General features: G+C 61.1%; 19 protein-coding genes and 1 pseudogene. 12 read left to right on the forward strand and 8 right to left on the reverse strand.

The features are described from left to right. Positions 1-204: 204 nt before the first annotated feature. Positions 205-1,713: a winged helix-turn-helix domain-containing protein gene (locus tag ACXYMS_RS09020; protein WP_458905571.1), complete on the reverse strand. Its 1,509-nt coding sequence runs from the start codon at positions 1,711-1,713 to the stop codon at positions 205-207. Between the two features lie 101 nt (positions 1,714-1,814). Here ACXYMS_RS09020 and ACXYMS_RS09025 point away from each other — a divergent pair, with 101 nt between their 5' ends. The 10 genes and pseudogenes from ACXYMS_RS09025 (at position 1,815) to ACXYMS_RS09070 (ending at position 10,867) form a co-directional block, all read left to right on the forward strand. Continuing rightward, positions 1,815-2,354, forward strand: a complete 540-nt coding sequence (locus ACXYMS_RS09025; protein WP_458905573.1) for a carboxymuconolactone decarboxylase family protein — start codon at positions 1,815-1,817, stop codon at positions 2,352-2,354. 267 nt (positions 2,355-2,621) lie between these two features. Then, entirely contained in the window at positions 2,622-4,202 is a 1,581-nt protein-coding gene (locus ACXYMS_RS09030; RefSeq protein ID WP_458905574.1) for an ABC transporter substrate-binding protein, read from the forward strand. A gap of 20 nt (positions 4,203-4,222) precedes the next feature. Next, positions 4,223-5,239 carry an ABC transporter ATP-binding protein gene (locus ACXYMS_RS09035; protein WP_458905575.1) on the forward strand — a complete coding sequence of 339 codons (1,017 nt, stop codon included), beginning with the start codon at positions 4,223-4,225 and terminating at the stop codon, positions 5,237-5,239. Next, positions 5,236-5,775: pseudogene (locus ACXYMS_RS09040) on the forward strand (ATP-binding cassette domain-containing protein); the annotation flags it as partial. The gene ACXYMS_RS09035 and the pseudogene ACXYMS_RS09040, both read left to right, overlap by 4 nt. A 147-nt stretch (positions 5,776-5,922) precedes the next feature. Further along, positions 5,923-6,102, forward strand: coding sequence for an ABC transporter ATP-binding protein (locus ACXYMS_RS09045; RefSeq protein WP_458905945.1), 180 nt, complete (start codon positions 5,923-5,925; stop codon positions 6,100-6,102). Then, complete coding sequence (locus tag ACXYMS_RS09050) at positions 6,099-6,821, forward strand: glycerophosphodiester phosphodiesterase (protein ID WP_458905576.1); 723 nt, start codon at positions 6,099-6,101, stop codon at positions 6,819-6,821. Before ACXYMS_RS09045 ends, ACXYMS_RS09050 begins: the two co-directional genes overlap by 4 nt. Further along, entirely contained in the window at positions 6,818-8,254 is a 1,437-nt protein-coding gene (locus ACXYMS_RS09055; RefSeq protein ID WP_458905577.1) for an alkaline phosphatase family protein, read from the forward strand. The genes ACXYMS_RS09050 and ACXYMS_RS09055 overlap by 4 nt, the downstream gene beginning before the upstream one ends. Next, positions 8,251-9,189 carry an ABC transporter permease gene (locus ACXYMS_RS09060; protein ID WP_458905579.1) on the forward strand — a complete coding sequence of 313 codons (939 nt, stop codon included), beginning with the start codon at positions 8,251-8,253 and terminating at the stop codon, positions 9,187-9,189. The genes ACXYMS_RS09055 and ACXYMS_RS09060 overlap by 4 nt, the downstream gene beginning before the upstream one ends. After that, positions 9,186-10,091 carry an ABC transporter permease gene (locus ACXYMS_RS09065; RefSeq protein ID WP_458905580.1) on the forward strand — a complete coding sequence of 302 codons (906 nt, stop codon included), beginning with the start codon at positions 9,186-9,188 and terminating at the stop codon, positions 10,089-10,091. The genes ACXYMS_RS09060 and ACXYMS_RS09065 overlap by 4 nt, the downstream gene beginning before the upstream one ends. Further along, positions 10,088-10,867 (forward strand): HAD-IIA family hydrolase, encoded by a 780-nt coding sequence (locus ACXYMS_RS09070; protein ID WP_458905582.1) that lies wholly within the window; start codon positions 10,088-10,090, stop codon positions 10,865-10,867. The genes ACXYMS_RS09065 and ACXYMS_RS09070 overlap by 4 nt, the downstream gene beginning before the upstream one ends. A gap of 122 nt (positions 10,868-10,989) precedes the next feature. Here the strand turns inward: ACXYMS_RS09070 and ACXYMS_RS09075 are convergent, their stop codons facing one another. Together ACXYMS_RS09075 and ACXYMS_RS09080 are read right to left on the reverse strand one after the other, a co-directional pair. Beyond that, positions 10,990-11,397: a substrate-binding domain-containing protein gene (locus tag ACXYMS_RS09075; protein ID WP_458905584.1), complete on the reverse strand. Its 408-nt coding sequence runs from the start codon at positions 11,395-11,397 to the stop codon at positions 10,990-10,992. 85 nt (positions 11,398-11,482) lie between these two features. Continuing rightward, on the reverse strand, positions 11,483-11,890 hold the full coding sequence (locus tag ACXYMS_RS09080) for a LacI family DNA-binding transcriptional regulator (RefSeq protein ID WP_458905586.1): 408 nt from the start codon (positions 11,888-11,890) through the stop codon (positions 11,483-11,485). 55 nt (positions 11,891-11,945) lie between these two features. On the opposite strand from ACXYMS_RS09080, the gene ACXYMS_RS09085 reads away from it, so the two are divergent. Further along, entirely contained in the window at positions 11,946-12,335 is a 390-nt protein-coding gene (locus ACXYMS_RS09085; protein WP_458905588.1) for a TolB family protein, read from the forward strand. Between the two features lie 46 nt (positions 12,336-12,381). Here the strand turns inward: ACXYMS_RS09085 and ACXYMS_RS09090 are convergent, their stop codons facing one another. From ACXYMS_RS09090 to ACXYMS_RS09105, 4 genes are read right to left on the reverse strand one after another with little or no spacing between them, the layout of a single operon-like run. Further along, positions 12,382-13,311 carry an aldo/keto reductase gene (locus tag ACXYMS_RS09090; protein ID WP_458905590.1) on the reverse strand — a complete coding sequence of 310 codons (930 nt, stop codon included), beginning with the start codon at positions 13,309-13,311 and terminating at the stop codon, positions 12,382-12,384. Positions 13,312-13,320: 9 nt separating this feature from the next. Further along, on the reverse strand, positions 13,321-14,232 hold the full coding sequence (locus ACXYMS_RS09095; RefSeq protein WP_458905591.1) for an NAD-dependent epimerase/dehydratase family protein: 912 nt from the start codon (positions 14,230-14,232) through the stop codon (positions 13,321-13,323). A gap of 11 nt (positions 14,233-14,243) precedes the next feature. After that, positions 14,244-15,020, reverse strand: coding sequence for an SDR family NAD(P)-dependent oxidoreductase (locus ACXYMS_RS09100; RefSeq protein WP_458905593.1), 777 nt, complete (start codon positions 15,018-15,020; stop codon positions 14,244-14,246). A 19-nt stretch (positions 15,021-15,039) separates the two neighbouring features. Continuing rightward, complete coding sequence (locus ACXYMS_RS09105) at positions 15,040-16,014, reverse strand: aldo/keto reductase (RefSeq protein WP_458905595.1); 975 nt, start codon at positions 16,012-16,014, stop codon at positions 15,040-15,042. Between the two features lie 146 nt (positions 16,015-16,160). Between ACXYMS_RS09105 and ACXYMS_RS09110 the strand changes: the two genes are divergently transcribed. Further along, positions 16,161-17,039 (forward strand): LysR family transcriptional regulator, encoded by an 879-nt coding sequence (locus ACXYMS_RS09110; protein ID WP_183310435.1) that lies wholly within the window; start codon positions 16,161-16,163, stop codon positions 17,037-17,039. 953 nt (positions 17,040-17,992) lie between these two features. Here the strand turns inward: ACXYMS_RS09110 and ACXYMS_RS09115 are convergent. Continuing rightward, a complete protein-coding gene (locus ACXYMS_RS09115; protein WP_458905597.1) occupies positions 17,993-18,940 on the reverse strand; it encodes a LysR family transcriptional regulator in 948 nt (315 codons plus the stop codon). Between the last annotated feature and the right edge of the window lie 90 nt (positions 18,941-19,030).

Below are 19,030 nucleotides of genomic sequence, written 5' to 3' on the forward strand. Positions count from 1 at the left end.
GCTAAATGAGATGCGCCGGGCGCAATCTCAGCTCCAGCGCCTTCGCAATGTGTTGCGCGGCTTCGCGCAGGCGAGCCCCGCATATCCTTCGACATGATTGGCGGTTTGGCGCCCCATTCCCGCCGCTGATAGACTGAACTAGTAATCCTGTAAGCCGACATTCTTCGCACGGCGGAGAAATGGTGCGATGCTTGTACGATTTGACTAACGCTCGGGAAGCCCGGCGGCCCTGAGGCTGGGGATAACCGCGAGGCCGTAGGCGTCATCACACCGGTCAACGCCTTCTTCTAACGCTGCCAGGGTGAGTGTCGGATTCAGTTCGCGAAGTCGCCGGACCATAGCTCGGGCGTCGTCCATCTGACCGAGGCGGTCGTAGCAGGTAGCCAATGTCATGTAGGTGAAGGGCCATTCGTTGAAGGTCGCCATCGACCTGAGGCACCACTGAACCGCGTTCTTAAGATTGCCGCGCATCAACTCGGCCGCACCCATGCCGTGCAAGCTCACATAGGCGTCCGGGGCACCGGGGCTGAGCTCATAGGCGCGTCTCCGGCACCGCAATGCCTCGTCCGCGTCACCGCTCATCTGATGGCCGATACCGCTGAGATTGAGAATGACAACGTTGTTGGGATTTTCTCGCACCGCTTCACGCAAACCTTCAAGCATGGCGGCATTGCGTTCCACCCGGTAGAGCACGAAGCTGCAAATGGCCCGCAGGAGGGGATCGCTGTGCCCGACCTTAAGAGCCGCATGGGCAAGCGCGATGCAATTTTCGCGATCGCTGTTTCCCAGGGAAGGCAGGCGGGCCGAGATGCGCTTCTCATAGATCCAGGCCGCATAGGCCGATGCCGGGCCAAAATTCGGGTTGAGTTCGGCCGATTTCTGCAACAGCGCCAACGCCTCCTCATGCCTCTGCGGCGTGGGCGCATAGATTATGGGCAGGGCCTTGAGGAAGAGTTCATAGGCATCGAGGCTCTCTGCGGGCTTGCGGCGCACCCGCTCGATCTCGGCCATTCGAATTGTAGGTTCGATCAGGCCAGCCACGGTTTCGGTTATGCGATCCTGAAAGGCGAAGACCTCCGAGGTGCTGCCATCATAGTTCTCAGCCCATAGGGTCTTTCCAGATTCCGCACCAAGCAGCTGAGCCGTGACTCGTAGCCGAGCCGCCTGACGTCGAACGCCCATTTCCAGAACATAGCGTACGCCGAGTTCGCACGCTGCAGTCACGGGGTTCGCGCTCCGATCGCGCAGGGCAAAGCTTGCGCTGCGAGACAGCACGGCAAACGTCTTGAAGCGTGACAGCGCGGTGATGACGTCGTCGACAGTGCCGTCAACGAAATCGTCTCCCTCGACGGCGGCGCCGTGATTGGCGACGGGTATAACGGCAATCAGCGGCGGGCCGCTCAAGGTTTCGGACGGTTGAGGTCGGACGACCAAACGATAGCCGATGCGTGGCACGGTGATGATGATGCTGTCACCATCGGCGCCCAAAGCGCGGCGCAGCGCCGAGATCTGCACGCTGAGATTGCTTTCCTCAACGACCAGCCCAGGCCATGCCCGCTCCATTAGCGTGTCCTTGCTGACGGCTTCGCCCCTTGCCTCGACCAGGGTTTCGAACAGTACATATCCCCGCTGACCGAGCGGCAGCGTTCGTCCACCGCGCATCAGCAGACGGCGTTCATGGTCCAGCGTGAATGGTCCCAAGGTCGTGCCCATGGCGCAGAGCATAGCCGGTTTTCGGAAGTTTTCGACTCTTTCAAAGGACCCGAAAGGCTCAACTCTGGGAAGCTCTTGCATCGACAACAGGAGAGTTTCCGATGACCAGTTATGCCCATCTAATCAATGCGCTAGTCGCCGTGTTCGCACTTGCGGCAATGCCGATGTTGGCGTTGGCCGACGATGCCGACACAACCTATCAGAATATCAGCGAAACCTATGGCACTGTGCCCACCTTCTTCTGGCAGTTTCCGCGCGATGAGGTCGCCGATGCCTGGAAGGCCTTCTCGGCCCACCAGATGAACCCCGACTTGGCGCTGGAGGGCGGCATGCGGGAGCTGATCGGTGTCGCGGTCGCTGCGAAAGGTTCATGCCAGTCCTGTCTCTACTTCCACACCGCAGCGGCGCTCGCCAATGGCGCTTCCGAAGCCGATATTCTGGCGGCCCTTCGTGTTGGCCAGGCTACAGGACGTCTTGATGCAATAATCGCTAAAGTCGATGCGACGCCCAGAGACTTCCGGCGGGCAACGGATTTTGTTCTTTGGGGCGACATGACAACGGTCGCGGTGCGAAGTCCATCCGCCGAATTCTGCAGGCGGCTTCTTGCGGCCAGTGATCTGGCCGGGTTCTGCGAGGAGTAGGCGTTCCGTTCAGGTGGCTGTCCTCCTCCGGAGTCGGAGGGCAGTCGTCAGGCAGCGGCCCAACCTCGCTGGCTAGGCCGCTGCTGAAATGCGCCCCATTTCGGACACTCGTGTGGTATCCGGAGTTTCCCAAAAGCTGCCGCAACACGAGGCGCGTTGTCACAGGTCCTCATCGTGACTTTAGTGAAACTGACACATTTATGTCGTCCAGCTGTCAGACACCTGCCTTAGCTACCCCGCCATTCAAATCGCAGCCGGGGCCGCTCAATGAACAAATTCTCCATTTTCCAAAAGACGCTTGTGAGCGCAACTACGGCGCTTCTACTCGTCACCACATCCACGCTTGCCATTGCTCAGGAACGGCCCGACCTCGTTGTCGGCGTTGCCGATTTGCCGGCAACCCTTGAGCCCGGCAAGGAGCTTTCAAATGTCGGCACGCGCGTCAACTACAGCGTCTTCGACACGCTGATCCGTCGCGATTTCCTCTCGGCTGAAGGCGGTGGCGGTTCCACACTGGTTCCTGGCCTTGCCACCGAATGGAAGCGCATCGACGACCTGACCCTTGAGGTCAAGCTGCGCGACGACGTCACCTTCCACAATGGTGCCCCACTCACTGCCGAAGACGTTGTCTTCACCTTCTCTCCCGAGCGTCTCAGCGGCGAAAACGCCTTGCTGCCCGAAGGCCCGGCCTATTTCTCGGTCCTCGCCGAGGTAAAGGCCATCGACGAGCACACCGTCCACTTCATCACCAAGGCAACCGATCCACTGCTTGAGCACCGCCTGTCGTCTTGGGCCTCCTGGATCGTCAATAAGGCCGACTGGGAAGCCAAGGCAGCCGCTGATGGCGGCCTGCCAATGTTCCCGGTCGGCACCGGTCCCTTCATGCTCGAAGAATACAAGGCAGACGAATCCATCCGTCTCGTTGCTTTCGACGACTATTTCGGCGGCACCCCGACTGCGGCTTCCATAACCTTCCGCGAAATTCCCGAACCCTCGACCCGCGTCGCCGGTCTCGTCTCGGGCGAATTTGACATCATCACCAATGTCGCGCCTGACCAGATCCCGCAGATCAACGGCTATGACGATATCGAGACCCGCTCGGTCGTCCTCGCCAACTCGCATGTGCTGGCCTATGGCACGCAGGACCCGGTGATCAAGGATGCCCGCATCCGCCAGGCGATGAACCTTGCCATCGATCGCCAGCTGCTCAACGAAGCCCTCTGGGGCGGCCAGGCCGTGGTGCCCAATGGCCACCAGTATCCCGAGTTCGGCGATATGTATAATCCGGACCACAAAGGTCTCGAGTATAATCCCGAGCGCGCCAAGGAACTGCTGGCTGAAGCCGGCTATGATGGCGGCCTCATCAAGTACACGACCCAGCCCAACTACTACCTCAATGCCCTGCCGGCCGCGCAGGCCATCGTCGAGATGTGGAAGGACGTCGGCATCAATGCCGAGCTGAACGTCGTCGAAAGCCTTTCGGGCCTCGACATGGCCGCTCTGCAGGTACGCACCTGGTCCAACTCTACCCGCTATCCCGATCCGGTCGGTGGTCTGTGGAACCTCTGGGGTCCCTTCGGTGGCCCACAGCGCGGCGCGGGCAACTGGGCCGGCACGGAAAACATCGAGCGCTTCAACGAGCTGGGCAAGATCATCGAGAGCAATGTCGATCTCGAAACCCGCCAGCCCGCAGCTTTTGAAATGCTTGAAATCTGGGAGACGGACGCCCCCGGCACCATTCTCTATCAACCGCTCGAAACCTATGGCGTGTCCAAGGACATCAACTGGCAGCCCTATACCTTCTACTACATGGACCTGCGTCCCTATAACCTCAGCTTCGCCGAGTAATGGGCACGCTCTCCAATTCCATGAGAGGCGGCAAGCTTGTCGCCTCTCAGCCACTTTCATCGCCCGCAGGCACAGCGCCGACCCTCGAAGTCTCGCGGCTCAGCGTCCATGCCGGGCCGAATGTCCTGGTCGAGGACGTAAGCCTCTTCCTGCGCCCAGGCGAAACGCTTTGCCTTGTGGGCGAAAGCGGCTGCGGCAAGAGCCTCACTTGCATGTCCATGCTAGGCCTGCTCGAGGATAATCTGTCCATGGCCGGCTCGATCCGGCTCTTCGGCACCGAGACCATCGGCGCGCCCGAACGCGTGTTCAATGCATTGCGTGGCCGCGACGTCGCCATGATCTTCCAGAATCCCATGGTCTCGCTCAATCCGGTGCAGCGCGTCGGCGCCCAGATTGCCGAAGCCATAATTGAACATACCGATCTGCGCGGTCCCGCCGTCGACCGGCGCGTCACCGAACTGCTCGAACAGGTCGGCATTCCCAATGTCGCGCGCAACAAGACCTATTTTCCGCACCAGCTGTCGGGCGGCATGTGCCAGCGCGTCATGATCGCCATGGCTCTCGCCTGCAAGCCGAAGCTCTTGATCGCCGACGAGCCCACCACGGCCCTCGATGTTACCATCCAGGCCCAGATCCTGCGCCTGCTGCGGGATCTCCAGACCGAGCTTGGCCTTGGCATCGTGCTGGTCACCCACGACCTTGGCGTCGTGGCCGAGATCGCCGACCATGTCGCCGTCATGTATGCCGGCCGCGTTGTCGAGGCAGCGCCGGTCGATGACCTCTTCGAGGATCCCCGCCATCCCTATACCCGCGCCCTGATGGCCAGCCGCATCGGCTTTGGCCGCCGGCCGGGCACGCCGCTCGATGCCATTTCCGGCACCGTGCCCTCCCCATCGGCGCGTCCCACCGGCTGCAATTTCGCCCCGCGCTGCGCCATGGCCACCGACGCCTGCGCCATTGATCCGCAGCTCGTTCGTCATGGTCAGCGCGCTGTTGCCTGCCACTATTCTGGCCTTGAAGGCAGTGCCGTCGTATGATCGAGGCAGCAGGCACCGGCATTATCGCCACCAATCTCGTCCAGTCCTATGCCTCGGGCAGCAGGCTCTGGGGCAGGGCGGAAGAATTCCGCGCCGTCGATCGCGTAAGCCTCACCATTGCCGAGGGTGAAACCCTGGGCATTGTGGGGGAAAGCGGCAGCGGCAAGTCCACGCTCGGCCGCATGATCGCCGGCATCGAGGCACCCACCAGCGGCAGCGTGACCTTCTGGGGTCAGCATTATGCCAGGGTCGGCGCGCCCGAATGGCGTCGCCAGCGTCGCCACGTGCAGGTGGTGTTCCAGAACCCCGCCGCCGTAGTCGATCCGCGTTGGCCGATCCACGCCCAGGTGCGCGAAGCCCTGACGACACATGAACAGCTCGCGCCCTCCGAAGCCGATGATCGCGCCCAGGCCATGCTGGCCATGGTCGGCCTCGGCGCCATGGGCAAGCGACTGCCGCACCAGCTTTCGGGCGGACAATTGCAGCGCGCCGTCATCGCCCGGGCACTAGTGCTCAATCCGCGCCTCGTCGTCTGCGACGAAGCGGTCAGCGCGCTCGACGTCTCGGTCCAGGCCCAGATCATCAACCTGCTGATCGAACTGCGCGAAAAGCTCAATCTCGCCCTGATGTTCATCAGCCACGATCTTTCGGTCGTCCGCCATATCAGCCATCGCGTCGGCGTCATGCATGCCGGCGCGCTGCTCGAAATCGGCGATAGCAATACGCTGTTCGACAATCCGCAACATGCCTATACGCAGCGCCTGCTCGCCGCCATTCCGGCCGATACGCCGCGCCAGCGCCGCCAGCGCGACCTCACTGCCTTCAGCGGCAATGCAGCTGCACAACCTTCGGTCCCGTCATGAAGATCATTGCCCATCGCGGCTATAGCGCCAGCTTCCCCGAAAACACGCCCGAAGGCTGGGCCGCCGCCTATGCCCATGGCGCCTTTGCAATCGAGGCCGATGTCCGGCTCTCCAGCGACGGCGTCTGCATCTGCGCCCATGATCCCGATCTCAACCGCCTGTTCGCACGCCCCGAGCGGCCCGAGGACCTGAGCCTCGACGAATTGCTGGCCCTGCGCAATGCCGCTGGCGGCCGCATCGTCGCGGTAGTCGAGGTGCTCCAACATGCCGCCGAAGGCCGGGCCGTCCTGCTCGACATCAAGGATGAAACGCCGCGCGCACTCGAAGCCATCTGGCAGGACATAATTGATACCGTCCCCGGAGCGCATCGCCCTCTGGTGATTGCCGGCTGCCATACGCCTGAAGCCGTGCGCTTCTTTGCCGAACAGGGTGAAACCGGCATCCTTGGCTTCATTCCGGCCGCCGAACAGGCCGAGGCCTTTCTTGCAGATGGCGCCAGCCTGATCCGCTTCTGGGAGCGTGACGCATCCCCGGAGCGCATCGCCCGGCTGCAGCATCTTGGCGCCGAAGTCTGGATCACCAGCGGTGGGACCGGAACCCCGTTCCGCGGCGGCGAGACTTCGGCCGAAAATCTCGCCCGTCTCCAGGCCACCGGCGCCGAAGGCGTCCTCGTCGACGACGTATCCCTTGCCAAATCCATGCTGGAGCGCATGCCATGACCACAGGTTCGACCCTGCTCATCACGTTTGACGGCCTCCGCCGCGACCGCGTCAGCGCCGAGCTCATGCCAAACCTCTTCCGCTTCATGGCGGAGGGCAGCAATTTCCTCAATTCGCGCTCGATCTTCCCGAGCGAAACGCGCGTTGCCGTCACCTCGACCATAACCGGCTCCCCGCCCGGCGCCCATGGCGTCGTCGCCAATCAGTTCATCCATCCGGTGCGTCCCGACGATCTCTTCCGCACTTCCGAATGGGAAGACCTGGACCTCGCCGCTACGGCCGGGCAATTGCTCGATCGCCAGACCATGGGCGAGCGCATGGCGGCAGCCGGCAGGACCATGGCCGTGGTCAGCACCGCCACCAAGGGCGCCTCGCGCATGATGAATTCCAGCGCCCATGCGTTGGGCCAGCCGGTGTTTTCCACCCATGGCACGCCGGTCTCGACGCCGCACGTCCACGACGCCGTGACTGCCCTTCTCGGCGACATTCCGCCGGCCGATGCGCCTAACAGCGCCCGCATCACCTATGCGACGGACGCCCTGATGCAGGTGATCTACCCGCAATATCGGCCCGACTTCTGTATCTTCTGGATGAACGAACCCGATACCAGCTCGCACAAGTTCGGCGTGCTCGGCGCCGAGACTGAAGCCGCCATGCGCATGGCCGACGACAATTTCGGCCGGATCCTGGGCTGGTGGCATGCCGGCAACGGCCCCGAAAACATCGTCGTCATGTCCGACCACGGCCAGATCACCGGCCATGCCCAGCTCGAAACGCTCGACATCGTCCCGGCCGAATTCGGCCGCGCCTCGATCGGCTCATTCAGCGGCGTCTATCTCGACGACGCCTCCGATGCCCGCAAGGCCGAGCTCGTCGACTGGCTGGTGCAGCAGGACTTCTGCGGCCTGGTCTTTGCCAGTGATGCCCAAGGCAATGCCATTGCCGGGGCTCTGCCCTGGTCTGCCGTGCGCAATGACCACCCCCGCGGCGCCGATGTCGGCTTCACACTCAAGGCGACCAACAGCTCGGAACACTACAGTCCCGACCTGGACGGCTGCATCTTCGCAGCCTGGATCACCCCCGGCGGTGGGATGCATGGCGGCCTCAATCGCGGCGAACTCTCGACCGTGCTGGCTGCCCAGGGCCGCGCCTATCGCACAGACTATGCGTCGGACGTGCCCTGCTGGCTGCCCGACATCACCCCCACCATCTTGACCACCATGGGCCTGTCCACCGAAGGCAGCGAAGGCCGCCCGCTGGTCGAAGCCCTGGTGGGCGACGATCCGCGCTTTGGCATCGCCCCGGTCGTCGAGACGCGTACGCTGAGCGCAAGCCTTCACGGCCATGAGCAGCACCTGCGCCAGTGGGTGATCGAGGGCAGGACCATCGTCGATTGCGGCTGGACCTCCGGCAGCGGGGCCTTGGCCAAGTGAACCTGCAATTTGTCCTCACCAAGCTGTTTCGCGGCGCGATGACGCTGCTCCTGGCGGTGACCTTCGTCTTCATCGTCCTGCGGGCCTCGGGCGATCCGGCACAGATGATGCTGTCTGACGAAGCCTCGCCTGAAGCGCTAGCAGCCTTCCGCGCCCGCTGGGGTCTCGATGGCTCCTATATCGAACAGTATTTCACCTATCTATCGGCCATCCTGCAGGGTGATTTCGGCGACAGTTTCCGCGATGGCCGACCGGCCATTCAGGTGGTGATGGAGCGCGTGCCCGTCACCCTGCAACTCGGTACTACCGCCCTGCTCATCACCCTGCTGCTGGGCATTCCCGCCGGCATCCTCGCCGCGCTCCATCGCGGCAAACTGCTCGACCACGCGGCCATGAGCTTCACCATTTTCGGCCAGAGCGTGCCCAATTTCTTCCTCGGCATCATCCTGATCCTCGTCTTCTCGATGACCCTGCGCTGGCTACCAAGCTCGGGCACCGGCAGCTTCTGGCACCTCGTCATGCCGGCGGCCACGCTCGCCACGGCAACGGCGGCAACGGTCGCCCGCTTCACCCGCTCGTCCATGCTCGATGTGCTGCACCAGCCCTTCATGCGCACAGCCAAGGCCAAGGGCATTCCCCATGATCGCCGCGTGCTGCGCCACGCCCTGCCCAATGCCGCCATTCCGGTGGTCACCGTGGTTGGCATGCGCATCGGCGGGCTGATCGGCGGCGCCGTCACCATCGAGACCGTTTTTGCCTGGCCCGGCGTCGGCATGCTGCTGGTCAATTCGGTCAACCAGCGCGACCTCGCCGTCGTTCAGGCCGTGGTCCTGCTGATCGCCCTCACCATGGTGGTGGTCAATCTCGTGGTCGATCTCACCTATGGCTGGCTCGATCCGCGCATCGACCTCCATTCCAAAAAGGCCACGGCATGAGTTCCGCCGATCTCTCCTCCGCCTTGCCGGCCCTGCGCCGCCAGTCCTGGCTGACCCGCATCTGGAAGGCGCGGCCGCCGCTGGTCATCGGGCTCTGCATCGCCTGGCTGGTTGTCGTCATCCTCGCCGCGCTGTTCGCCGAATATCTCGCCCCCTTCGGCTTTGCCGAACAGAGCCTGCTCAAGCGTCTCAAGCCGCCCGCAGCTTTGGGCGGCCCGGCTGAAAACCTCCTCGGGACCGATGATCTGGGCCGCGACGTCTTCAGCCGCGTCATCTATGCCATGCGCACCAGCATTCTCATCGCCGTCATGGCGACGGTGATCGGCGCCACGGTCGGCACGACGCTGGGCATCGTCGCCGCCCATTTCCGCGGCTGGGTCGATGATGTCATCATGGTGCTGGTCGATTTCCAGGCCTCGGTGCCCTTCCTCATCGTCGCTCTCGCCGTCCTCGCCTTCTTCGGCAACAATTTCGTCCTCTTGATCATCCTCATCGGCCTCTTCGGCTGGGATGGTTATGCCCGCATCGCCCGCGGCCTCGTGCTCTCGACCAATGGGCAGGGCTATGCCTTTGCTATCCGCACGCTGGGCGTCCATCCCGCAAAGGTCTATATCCGCCACGTCCTGCCCAATATGCTGGGCGTGATCATGGTGCAGATCACCCTCAATTTTCCCGAGATCATCCTGCTCGAAACCTCGCTCTCCTTCCTCGGTCTTGGCGTGCAGCCGCCCGGCACCAGTCTTGGTCTCCTGCTCGGCGAAGGCCGCAACTACTTGACCACGGCTTGGTGGATGGGCATTCCAGCGGGCGTCGTCATCTTCCTCACCACCCTGACCATCAGCCTCCTCGGTGACTGGCTGCGCGACATGCTCGACCCCAATCTCGGAGCCAAGGGCGAATGACCATCACAACACGCCGCCTCGGCTCGATCGACGACCTCGGCTTCTCCGCCGTCCTCTCCGACCTCGATGGCGTGGTTTATCGCGGGGAGGTGGCGGTGCCCGGTGCCGTGGAGCGGTTCCAGCGCTGGCACCGCGATGGCATGCCCTATTGCTTTGTCACCAACAATGCCGAGAAATCCGCCACGGCCTTTGCCGACAAGATCACGGCGCTGGGCATTGCCTGCACAGCCGAGCAGGTAGTGACCTCTGGCGATGTGGCACTCGAATTCATCGCCGCCAGATATGCGACGGGCGCCGGCCTGTATGTCATTGGCACCAAGGCCTTCAAGGCGCGCGTTGCCAAATGCGGCTTTACCCTCGTGGAAAAGGACGCCGCTGCCGTCCTCGTCGCCCTCGACCGCACCTTCGACTATTCGATGATGTCGACCGCTCTTGCGAATATCCTGGGCGGGGCAGACCTCATCGGCACCAATCCCGATCTGATCCGCCCGCTGGCCGATGGCTTCGAGCCCGGCGCCGGGGCCATCACCGCTTCCATCGCGGCCGCTTCTGGTGCCACGCCGATGTTCATGGGCAAGCCCGATCCCACGATCATCCGCAACGCCATGGCACGGCTCGGCGTTGATGCCGCAGATGCCATCATGATCGGCGACAAGCTCGATACCGATATCCTCGCCGGCCAGCGCGCAGGCGTCACCTCGATCTTCGTGGAAACCGGAGTTCCTATCGATGCGCACAGCACCGTCCTGCCAGACTATTTGTTAGCTCGCCTTTGACACCGTCAACTCGGTTTAAATGCCGTCGCTGAAGCGCCCCAAATCGGTCATTCCTTGGCCAGGGGCTCTTTCTAAAAAGCGGACGCGAACCATAGCGTTTTGGAGCAGAAGCCGACGGGAAACTAAGTTCGGCGATGCGTGGTTTCCCGGACAATCAATTCAGGGTCAATGAGCGTGACCCTGGGTTCGGGCAGAGCGTCTTTGGAGCCTATGAGTTCGATCAGGCGCGCCACTGCAAGGTCGGTCACCAGCTTTATCTGATAGTTGACACTGGTCAGGGGAGTGGCTGCGTGTTCAGCGAATTCGATATTGTCGAAGCCCACGATGGCCACATCTTCGGGCACCTGCATCCCGTTCTTCTGCGTCCAGCGTAGGGCCCCAATGGCCAGAGAATCGTTGGCCGCGAAGACGGCGGAGGGACGGTCTTTCAGGCGCATGAGTTTGTCCATCGCCCAATAGCCGCGAATGACCGAGTGCCCCTGAGGATCGGCCGACAATGCAGGGTCGAGCCCTATGCCAGCTTCTGTCATCGCGAGACATATCCATCACGCTTTTCATGATTGCCCAGGAGATTGGCGCTGTCGATGATGCCAATCCGCTTGTGCCCGATATCGATCAGGTGGCGGACGGCCCGGTAGGCGCCCGCCGCTCGTCGATCGAGACTGCATCGACCCCGGCATCGGGGTCGGCCACCAGCAGGACCACGGGGTAGTTGGCCCGGCGCAACTGGCGGATATGACCGAATTCCCGGTGGCTGCGCGGGTAGATAAGCATGCCGTCCACCTGGCGCGACTGGAATATGGCGATGACCTGCTTTTCTTCGTCCAGATCATTGTTGGACGTGGCAAACAAGGTGGAATAGCCCAGCTCGGCCAAGGCCAGCTCGATGGACTGGGCGGCCTGGGTCAAGGCCGGGTTGGTGATGTCGGTCAAAACCAGCCCGATCTTGGTCTCGCGGCTGACCAGGGACTTGGCCACCTGACTGGGCATGTAGTTGAGGGCACGCGCCGCGCGGATGGTCAATGTCTTCACCATTCCCGCGGCAGGTGGTCCGGACCAGCGTTTAACGAATGTGAGTGTGCCGAACGACGGCCCCGAATATTCGCCGGATGGTGTCTGGCTTTACTTCAATTCCGAATTGCCGGCCTCCCAGCCCGGGCATGCGCAGATCTTCCGCATGAGGGCTTCCGATGGCAGCGAAGTTCAACAATTGACGTTTGATAGCCGCGTCAACTGGTTCCCGCATATCTCGCCGGACGGCCAGTGGTTGGTCTATCTGAGCTATCCCGAAGGCATTATTGGGCATCCGCCCGACAAGGATGTGGAATTGCGCCTGATGGCTCCGGATGGCGGCGATTACAGCGTGCTGACGCGCTTCTTTGGCGGGCAGGGGACAATCAATGTCAACTCCTGGGCGCCAGACAGCAAGCGCCTGGCCTATGTGACCTATCCGGTCGCTACGTCGTAATAGCGCCTCGGCAGATCGTCAGCGACGACCTGCCGAGCCTTTTTGATCAGGGTACGATGTGGCCGGCCGCGCGGAACAGGCTGTACCATTCTTCGCGCGTTAGGTTGATGTCTGACCCGGCCGCACATTCGCGTACGCGCTGCGGCTTGGTGGTGCCTAAGACGACCTGGATATTGGCGGGGTGGCGGGTAATCCAGGCGACGGCGACACCGGTTGGTGTCACGCCATAGGCCTTGGCCAGACGATCGAGTTCGTCATTGAGTTCGGCATGGCTCTCGCGATCACCGACAAACACCCCGTCAAAGAACCCCTTCTGGAAGGGAGACCAGGCCTGCAGCATCATGCCGTTAAGGCGGGAATAGTCGAGCAATCCAATATCGCGAGAAATCGACTGATCGCTGCCATCCATGTTGGCCGCCACACCCTGCGCGATCAGATTGGCGTGAGTGATGCTCAACTGGACCTGGTTGTAGCGCAGCGGCTGTTTGACGGCACTCTTGAGCAGTTCGATCTGGCCCGGCGTGTGATTGGAAACACCGAACTGGCGCACCTTTCCAGACGCTTCAAGCGTGTCGAACGCCTTGGCAACCTCTTCAGGTTCAACCAGAGCGTCGGGGCGGTGCAGCAGCAGGACGTCGAGATAATTCGTCTTCAGCGCGGCCAGAGACTCATCGACGGTCTTCAGGATGTGGTCGCGGGAAAAGTCGAACCAGCCATGCCGAATGCCGACTTTGCTCTGAATAACGATCGACTCGCGTTCGGAAGGCGTGAGGGTCACCGCTTCCCCGAAGCGCTCCTCACAGCGATGGCGTGCGCCACCATATATGTCGGCATGGTCGAAGACCGTGATGCCGGCCTCGCGGGCGGTATCAAACAGGGCGCGGATTTCGGAATTGTCCATTTGCGCGATACGCATAAGGCCCAGTACGACACTGGACACTTCACTATCGCTATGGGGGGCTTTGTAGGTTTTCATCAGTGAGCCTTACTGCCTCTTTCGCTCGGCGCCGGGGACATGTTGGCGCCAGTTGTGGTTTTCCTTGAACCCGAGAACGTCCCGGATCTTTCGATTTGAAATGGGGGCCTCGAACGCCTCAATGGGCCGCGCAATGGGTGTGTTGGGAGCCCACCTAGCCAGGAAAGCCTCGCTCGGCTCGTTCGCTGTGATCTCGTCATTGACAGCGTTGAACACCTGGAAACCCAAGCCATCTTTGGCGATACAGAGAGCGACAATCTGACCCAGATCGCGCGCGTCGATATAGCTCCAGGCGTTGCGTTTGCGGGACGGCGGATCAGCCAGGAAGGTCGGGAAGCGGGCATAGTCTTCCGGTTCGATCACATTGCCGATCCGCAAAGCGTAAATGTCCGCACCCGTGCGCATGGCAAAGGCCCGGGCGGTCTTTTCATTGACCAGTTTGGACAGGCCATAGCTGTCCATCGGGTCGACGTCATAGTCTTCTTCGAGCGGAAACTTCTGGTAGTCCTTATCGCCTTCGGCAAAACAGACGCCATAGGTGGTTTCGCTCGACGCAATGACAATCTTGCGGATCCCGAGTTTGGTCGCCGCCTCGATCACATTGTAGGTCGAGGTCACATTGGCCTTGAAGGTCTCATTGTCGGGGTGGATCAGCACGCGGGGAATGGCCGCGAAATGGACCACTGCGTCGACCGGGGCCGGGCCCTTGCCGGTTTCAAAGCCCTCAAAACCAAAGTGTATGGAGAGCGCATTGAACACCTGGCCGCTATCGGTCAGGTCGGTGATCAGGGTGTTGACGCCCTCGATGTCGAGCGGCTTCAGATCAAGATTGAGCACCGTGTGCCCTTGCGCCACCAGATAGGCGACGGCGTGGCGACCGGCCTTGCCGCTGCCGCCGGTAAAGATAATACGTTTGCCCATGTCCGGTCTCCTTAAGTCATCAATTGGCCGCCATTGACCTCGATCTCCTGCCCGATGATGTAGGGTGAGAGCAAATTGGAGGCGAGGAACAGGTAGACGCCCACGCAATCCTCGGGTGTGCCGTGGCGGCCTTGCGGAATGGCGGTGAGCGCGGCCTGCATCTGTTCGGCGGTGGAATAGCGTTCGTGGAAGGGTGTGGTGATCACGCCCGGCGCCACGGCATTGACGCGAATGCCAAAGGGGATGAGCTCCTTGGCCATGCCCCGCGTGACGTTGGCAATGAACGCCTTTGATGAACCATAGATGCCGGCCCCATTGCTCGCTCCGTTGCGCGCGGCGATGGAGGTGGTGTTGATGATGAAGCCACCGCCCGCGGCCTTCAAGTTTGGGATTGCGGCACGGCTGGCGGCCAGAACCGAGCGGCCGTTGAGGTCCATGACCGCGTCATAATGCTCGTCGGTCATCTCGCTATAGGCCAGTCTGGCAACCATGCCCCCGGCATTGTTGATCAGTCCGTCGAGGCGGCCAAACGCAGCCACGGTCTCCTCGACCGCGCGCTCCATTTCGTCTGACTTGGTTGCATCGGCCTTTACCAGTGCAGCCCTGCCGCCACCAGCTGCGATTTTGGCTGCGAGAGTCTCGGCCGCTGCGCTGCTGGAATTGAAATGTAGCCCTACCAACGCACCCTGCGCGGCAAATGCGGTGGCTAGTGCCGCGCCGATGCCGGTTGATGCGCCCGTGATCAACACGCTCTTGCCGGCAAGATCCGGGACAACGAGTGAAGTCATGGTCTTCTCTCCTAACACCTTAAAAGCCGGTCACGGCGATGGGGCGATAGGGTGCTTCGAGCCGGGCGATTTCGTCGTCGCTCAAAGTCAGTTCTTCCGCAGCAATGGCGTCTTTCAGATGCGAGAGCTTGCTGACGCCGACAATTGGTGCGGTCACACCTTGCTTTTGCAGGACCCAGGCCAAGGCGACCTGCGCCATGGACACCCCGCGCGCCTTGGCCACGGTTTCAACGGCTTCGACAACGGCCTTTGCGTTGCCGTCGGTCTGCTCATACATGGTCTTGTTGTACCGATCGGTGGTGGCTCGCTTGGTTTGTGTGCCCCAGGGACGGGTCAGTTTGCCGCCACCCAGGGGGCTCCAGGGCAGAAGAGCGATGCCCTGATCGAGGCAAAGCGGGATCATTTCCCGCTCTTCCTCGCGGTAGGCGAGACTGATCTGGTCCTGCATCGAAACGAAGGGCGTCCATTCATTTGATCGCGCCGCGTTTTGCAGCTTGGCGAATTGCCAGGCCCACATAGAAGACGCGCCGATATAGCGGGCCTTGCCGGCGCGCACGACATCATGGAGAGCCTCCATGGTTTCTTCGACCGGCGTGAACGGGTCGAAACGGTGGATCTGATAGAGGTCGATATAGTCAGTGCCAAGACGGCGCAGGCTATTGTCAATCTCGTCCAGAATAGCTTTGCGCGACAGGCCCTGACCATTGGGGCCGGGGCGCATGCGGCCAAACACTTTGGTCGCCAGCACAATTTCCTCGCGCGGCGCCAGTTCCTTTATCAACGCTCCGGTAATTTCCTCACTTGTGCCTTGTGCGTAAACATTTGCTGTATCGAAGAAATTGATGCCCGCGTCCCAGGCCGCCCGGAACATGGGGCGCGCCTCTTCCAGGCCAAGAACCCAGGGGCGTTCATCAGTGACTTTGCCAAAGGACATGCAGCCAAAACAAATACGGCTGACTTCCAGCCCCGTACGACCAAGCCTGTTGGTGCGCATAGCAATCTCCTCAATGTCATGATGCCGCCGTTGCACGCCCAGGGCAGTGCCCGACGAAAGTGTGGCGTACCTTGAGCAGCTTTCGTCAATCATGCAAATAGATTATAACGATACAATTATTCAGAATCTGAGATGAATGGTCCGTCATGGAACTGCGACAACTGCACCACTTTGTCGCTGCGGCGCGGATGGAACACTTCACCCGCGCGGCCAGAAAGCTCAATATCGCCCAATCTGCGCTGTCTGCCTCTATCCGGTCCCTGGAGGAAGAGCTGTCGGCACAACTATTCCTTCGGACAACCCGCAGGGTTCGGCTGACCGCTGCAGGGCGTACCTTGTTGTCCAAGGCCGAAAAAGTTCTCTTCTCGGTCGAGGAGGCGCGAGAAGCTGTGCATGCCGTCGAACAAGGAGAGGCGGGGAGACTGACGATCGGCTCCGTTCAGAGCCTGCCAGCATTTTTGCAGCTGCCAAGCATCCTAGCCAAATTTCATGCGCTATATTCCAAGGTCGAGATCAGTCTTTTGCAAGCGAGCGCTCTGAACCTGCTTGATAAACTGGAACGGGGCGACCTCGATATTGCATTTCTTCCCGCATTTGAGGCGCGGCGGGGTGTCGAAACTAAAATGATAGCGTGCGAGGAGCTTGTACTGGTCTGTTCACGGTCGGCTGTTCTTTTTTCGGGCCACGACGTGCGCCTGCATGATCTTTGCGCTGTGCCATTCGTTGACTTCGAGACCGATCTTGGCACTCGCACACTGATCGACAGAGTCTTTGCCCGGGCGTTGATGGATCGCCGGGTCATCTTCGAGGTGAGCGATCTGGAGACGTTGCTTAATTTGGTCGAGCAGGGCCTCGGCGTTGCCTTGGTTCCGTACTCGGTCGCACACAGCCGAAGGGACACGCTCAAAAGTTACGCCGTCTCCAATGTTGATCTGTGTTGGGAGATCGTCGTGGCCACCCGTGCAAACACTTCTCGCACAGCATCAATCGCTCGGTTTCTCGATCAAATGCCAACGGACCGTTAGACCAAGGTTTCAAGGTGATGCTGCCGATACATTATCTTCAATCTTCGGCATGACATCGGCATGGGCCATCGAGACCAGTTTGGGCACCTTATTCCCCTGTACGATCGATACTGCAGCGCAGATGGCCGCCACGTGAACGGCTGAATTTGGTCATGTCCTCGTCAAAACCAGACTGTCCGCCTCAGGCCCCCTATCCGTCACCCGAGAAGCTGTCGAAGAGGGCAGTGGGCTTCCATTTCCCGCTGGGCAGCTGCGCACCCTATGTACTAACCCGCTCCGCGTGAGGGTGCGCGCGGTCAGTTCAGCGTGGTCGCTTAAGCCTGTGAGCGGCTGAGGTCACAGCCGGACCATGGGGTTTCTTTTAACGAGAGGAACTCTCATCGACAGACGCTCCCACTCCGTCAGCGCATGCAGCAGGAAATGCCGATACGCGGCTGGGCGTCCACACCCAGCACGTACGCCAAACAGCGCCCGAAACCCTTCACCATTTCAGTCGTTAGAAGCTCCCCAACAATATCCTGTTAGCCGCCAGTCCGAATTGGCTCAAACTTTGGAGGTCCGCCAGATTCCCGGCGTCCCGAGCTCGACTAGATGCTTATCGGGGTCGCGGAACTAGAGACTTCGGCCGCTCTGATTCCGAGCCATTCGCGCCTCGACCGGGATGTGGTGGGCCAAAAGGTAGTTGTTCGGCGATGGCAAAGCAGAAGCGGCTCGGCCGGCCCCGTCATGGGGCGAATCGTCCCAACCGACAGTACGACTTCGACCTGCTACTATCCTCTCGAAGAGGAGGAGAACGGTCGAAGCCCCTGCGTCATAGGCCCCAACACGGTCGTCATGTGCTGGGGGCGGAAAGCCAAAACAAGGAGGGTGGAGTATGGCACGCAGTTCGTGGTCGCGGTATCCAGTGGTCGCTACAGGATTCTAGCGAAGCGCGCCAATGTCCGGCTATCGCATCATACAAGCATCGTTTGAGACATGCTCGACTGCTCTTGTGAGGTAGCGCCTACGCCAGCTAGTTCCTCCATGATCATGCGCATGACCGGCGACTCCGTGCGGTCCAGGCGTGTCACCAGCATGTAGGGTTCGGAGCGGGTGCGCAGGGTTATTGGCAACACGCGGATGGCAGCTGACTGCGAGAAGAAGTTCCCCACATCGGTGGACAGCAGCGCTACCATTTGGTGACTGTGCCTCATGAGCGACATGGTGGCAAAGGCCGAGGTGGTCTCAACCAGGTTGGTCGGAAACTGTAGCCCGTATTCGTTGAACTCACGCTCCAGCAACCGGCGCATTGGCATATTGGCCGAACAGACCACCCAAGGATGATCAGCCACGTGATCAAGGGTCACGGACTCAAGATTGGCACAAGGATGTTCGACGCTCACCGCGATGCACAATCGTTCGTCTTTTACCTTGACTGTGCGGTACTGTTCGGGGCGGTGGCTCACGCTGGTGCGGCAGATGGCGACATCGAGCCGCCCGTCATCAATGAGATGGAGCAGCCGCGCGCTGGTATCCTCGTACACTTGAACGGAGAGTTGTGGCTGTTTTTGCAGCAAGCGAGACAGACTCTCCATGGCCAGCGGCACCGCCCCCATGATCATACCGATGGAAAGCCTACCGCCCACCCCTTCGAGTACCGCCTTCATCTCCTCGCGCAGGTGCCGCATGTCCGTCATTACCAGCCGAGCATAGCGGATCACACAGTGCCCTAATTCGTTCGGCTCTAGGCCGCGATGATTGCGAACGAATAGCTGCTCGCCCATGGCAGCCTCAATTTCCTGAAGTGACTTGGTCGCGCCAGGCTGCGTCAGCGCCACGGCTTCGGCCGCTTTCTGCACCGAGCCGTGTTCGTCAATGGCGATGAGAAGACGGAAATGGCGCAACCGCAACCGGGCGGCCATGGAATCTAGGCTCGGGAGCACGGGTATAACTCTTCCTCATATCTTTATCAGAACAGATCATTATACAGCCTCCCCCTGCGCCGCTAGAAA

This window comes from Devosia sp. CAU 1758 (assembly GCF_054482695.1).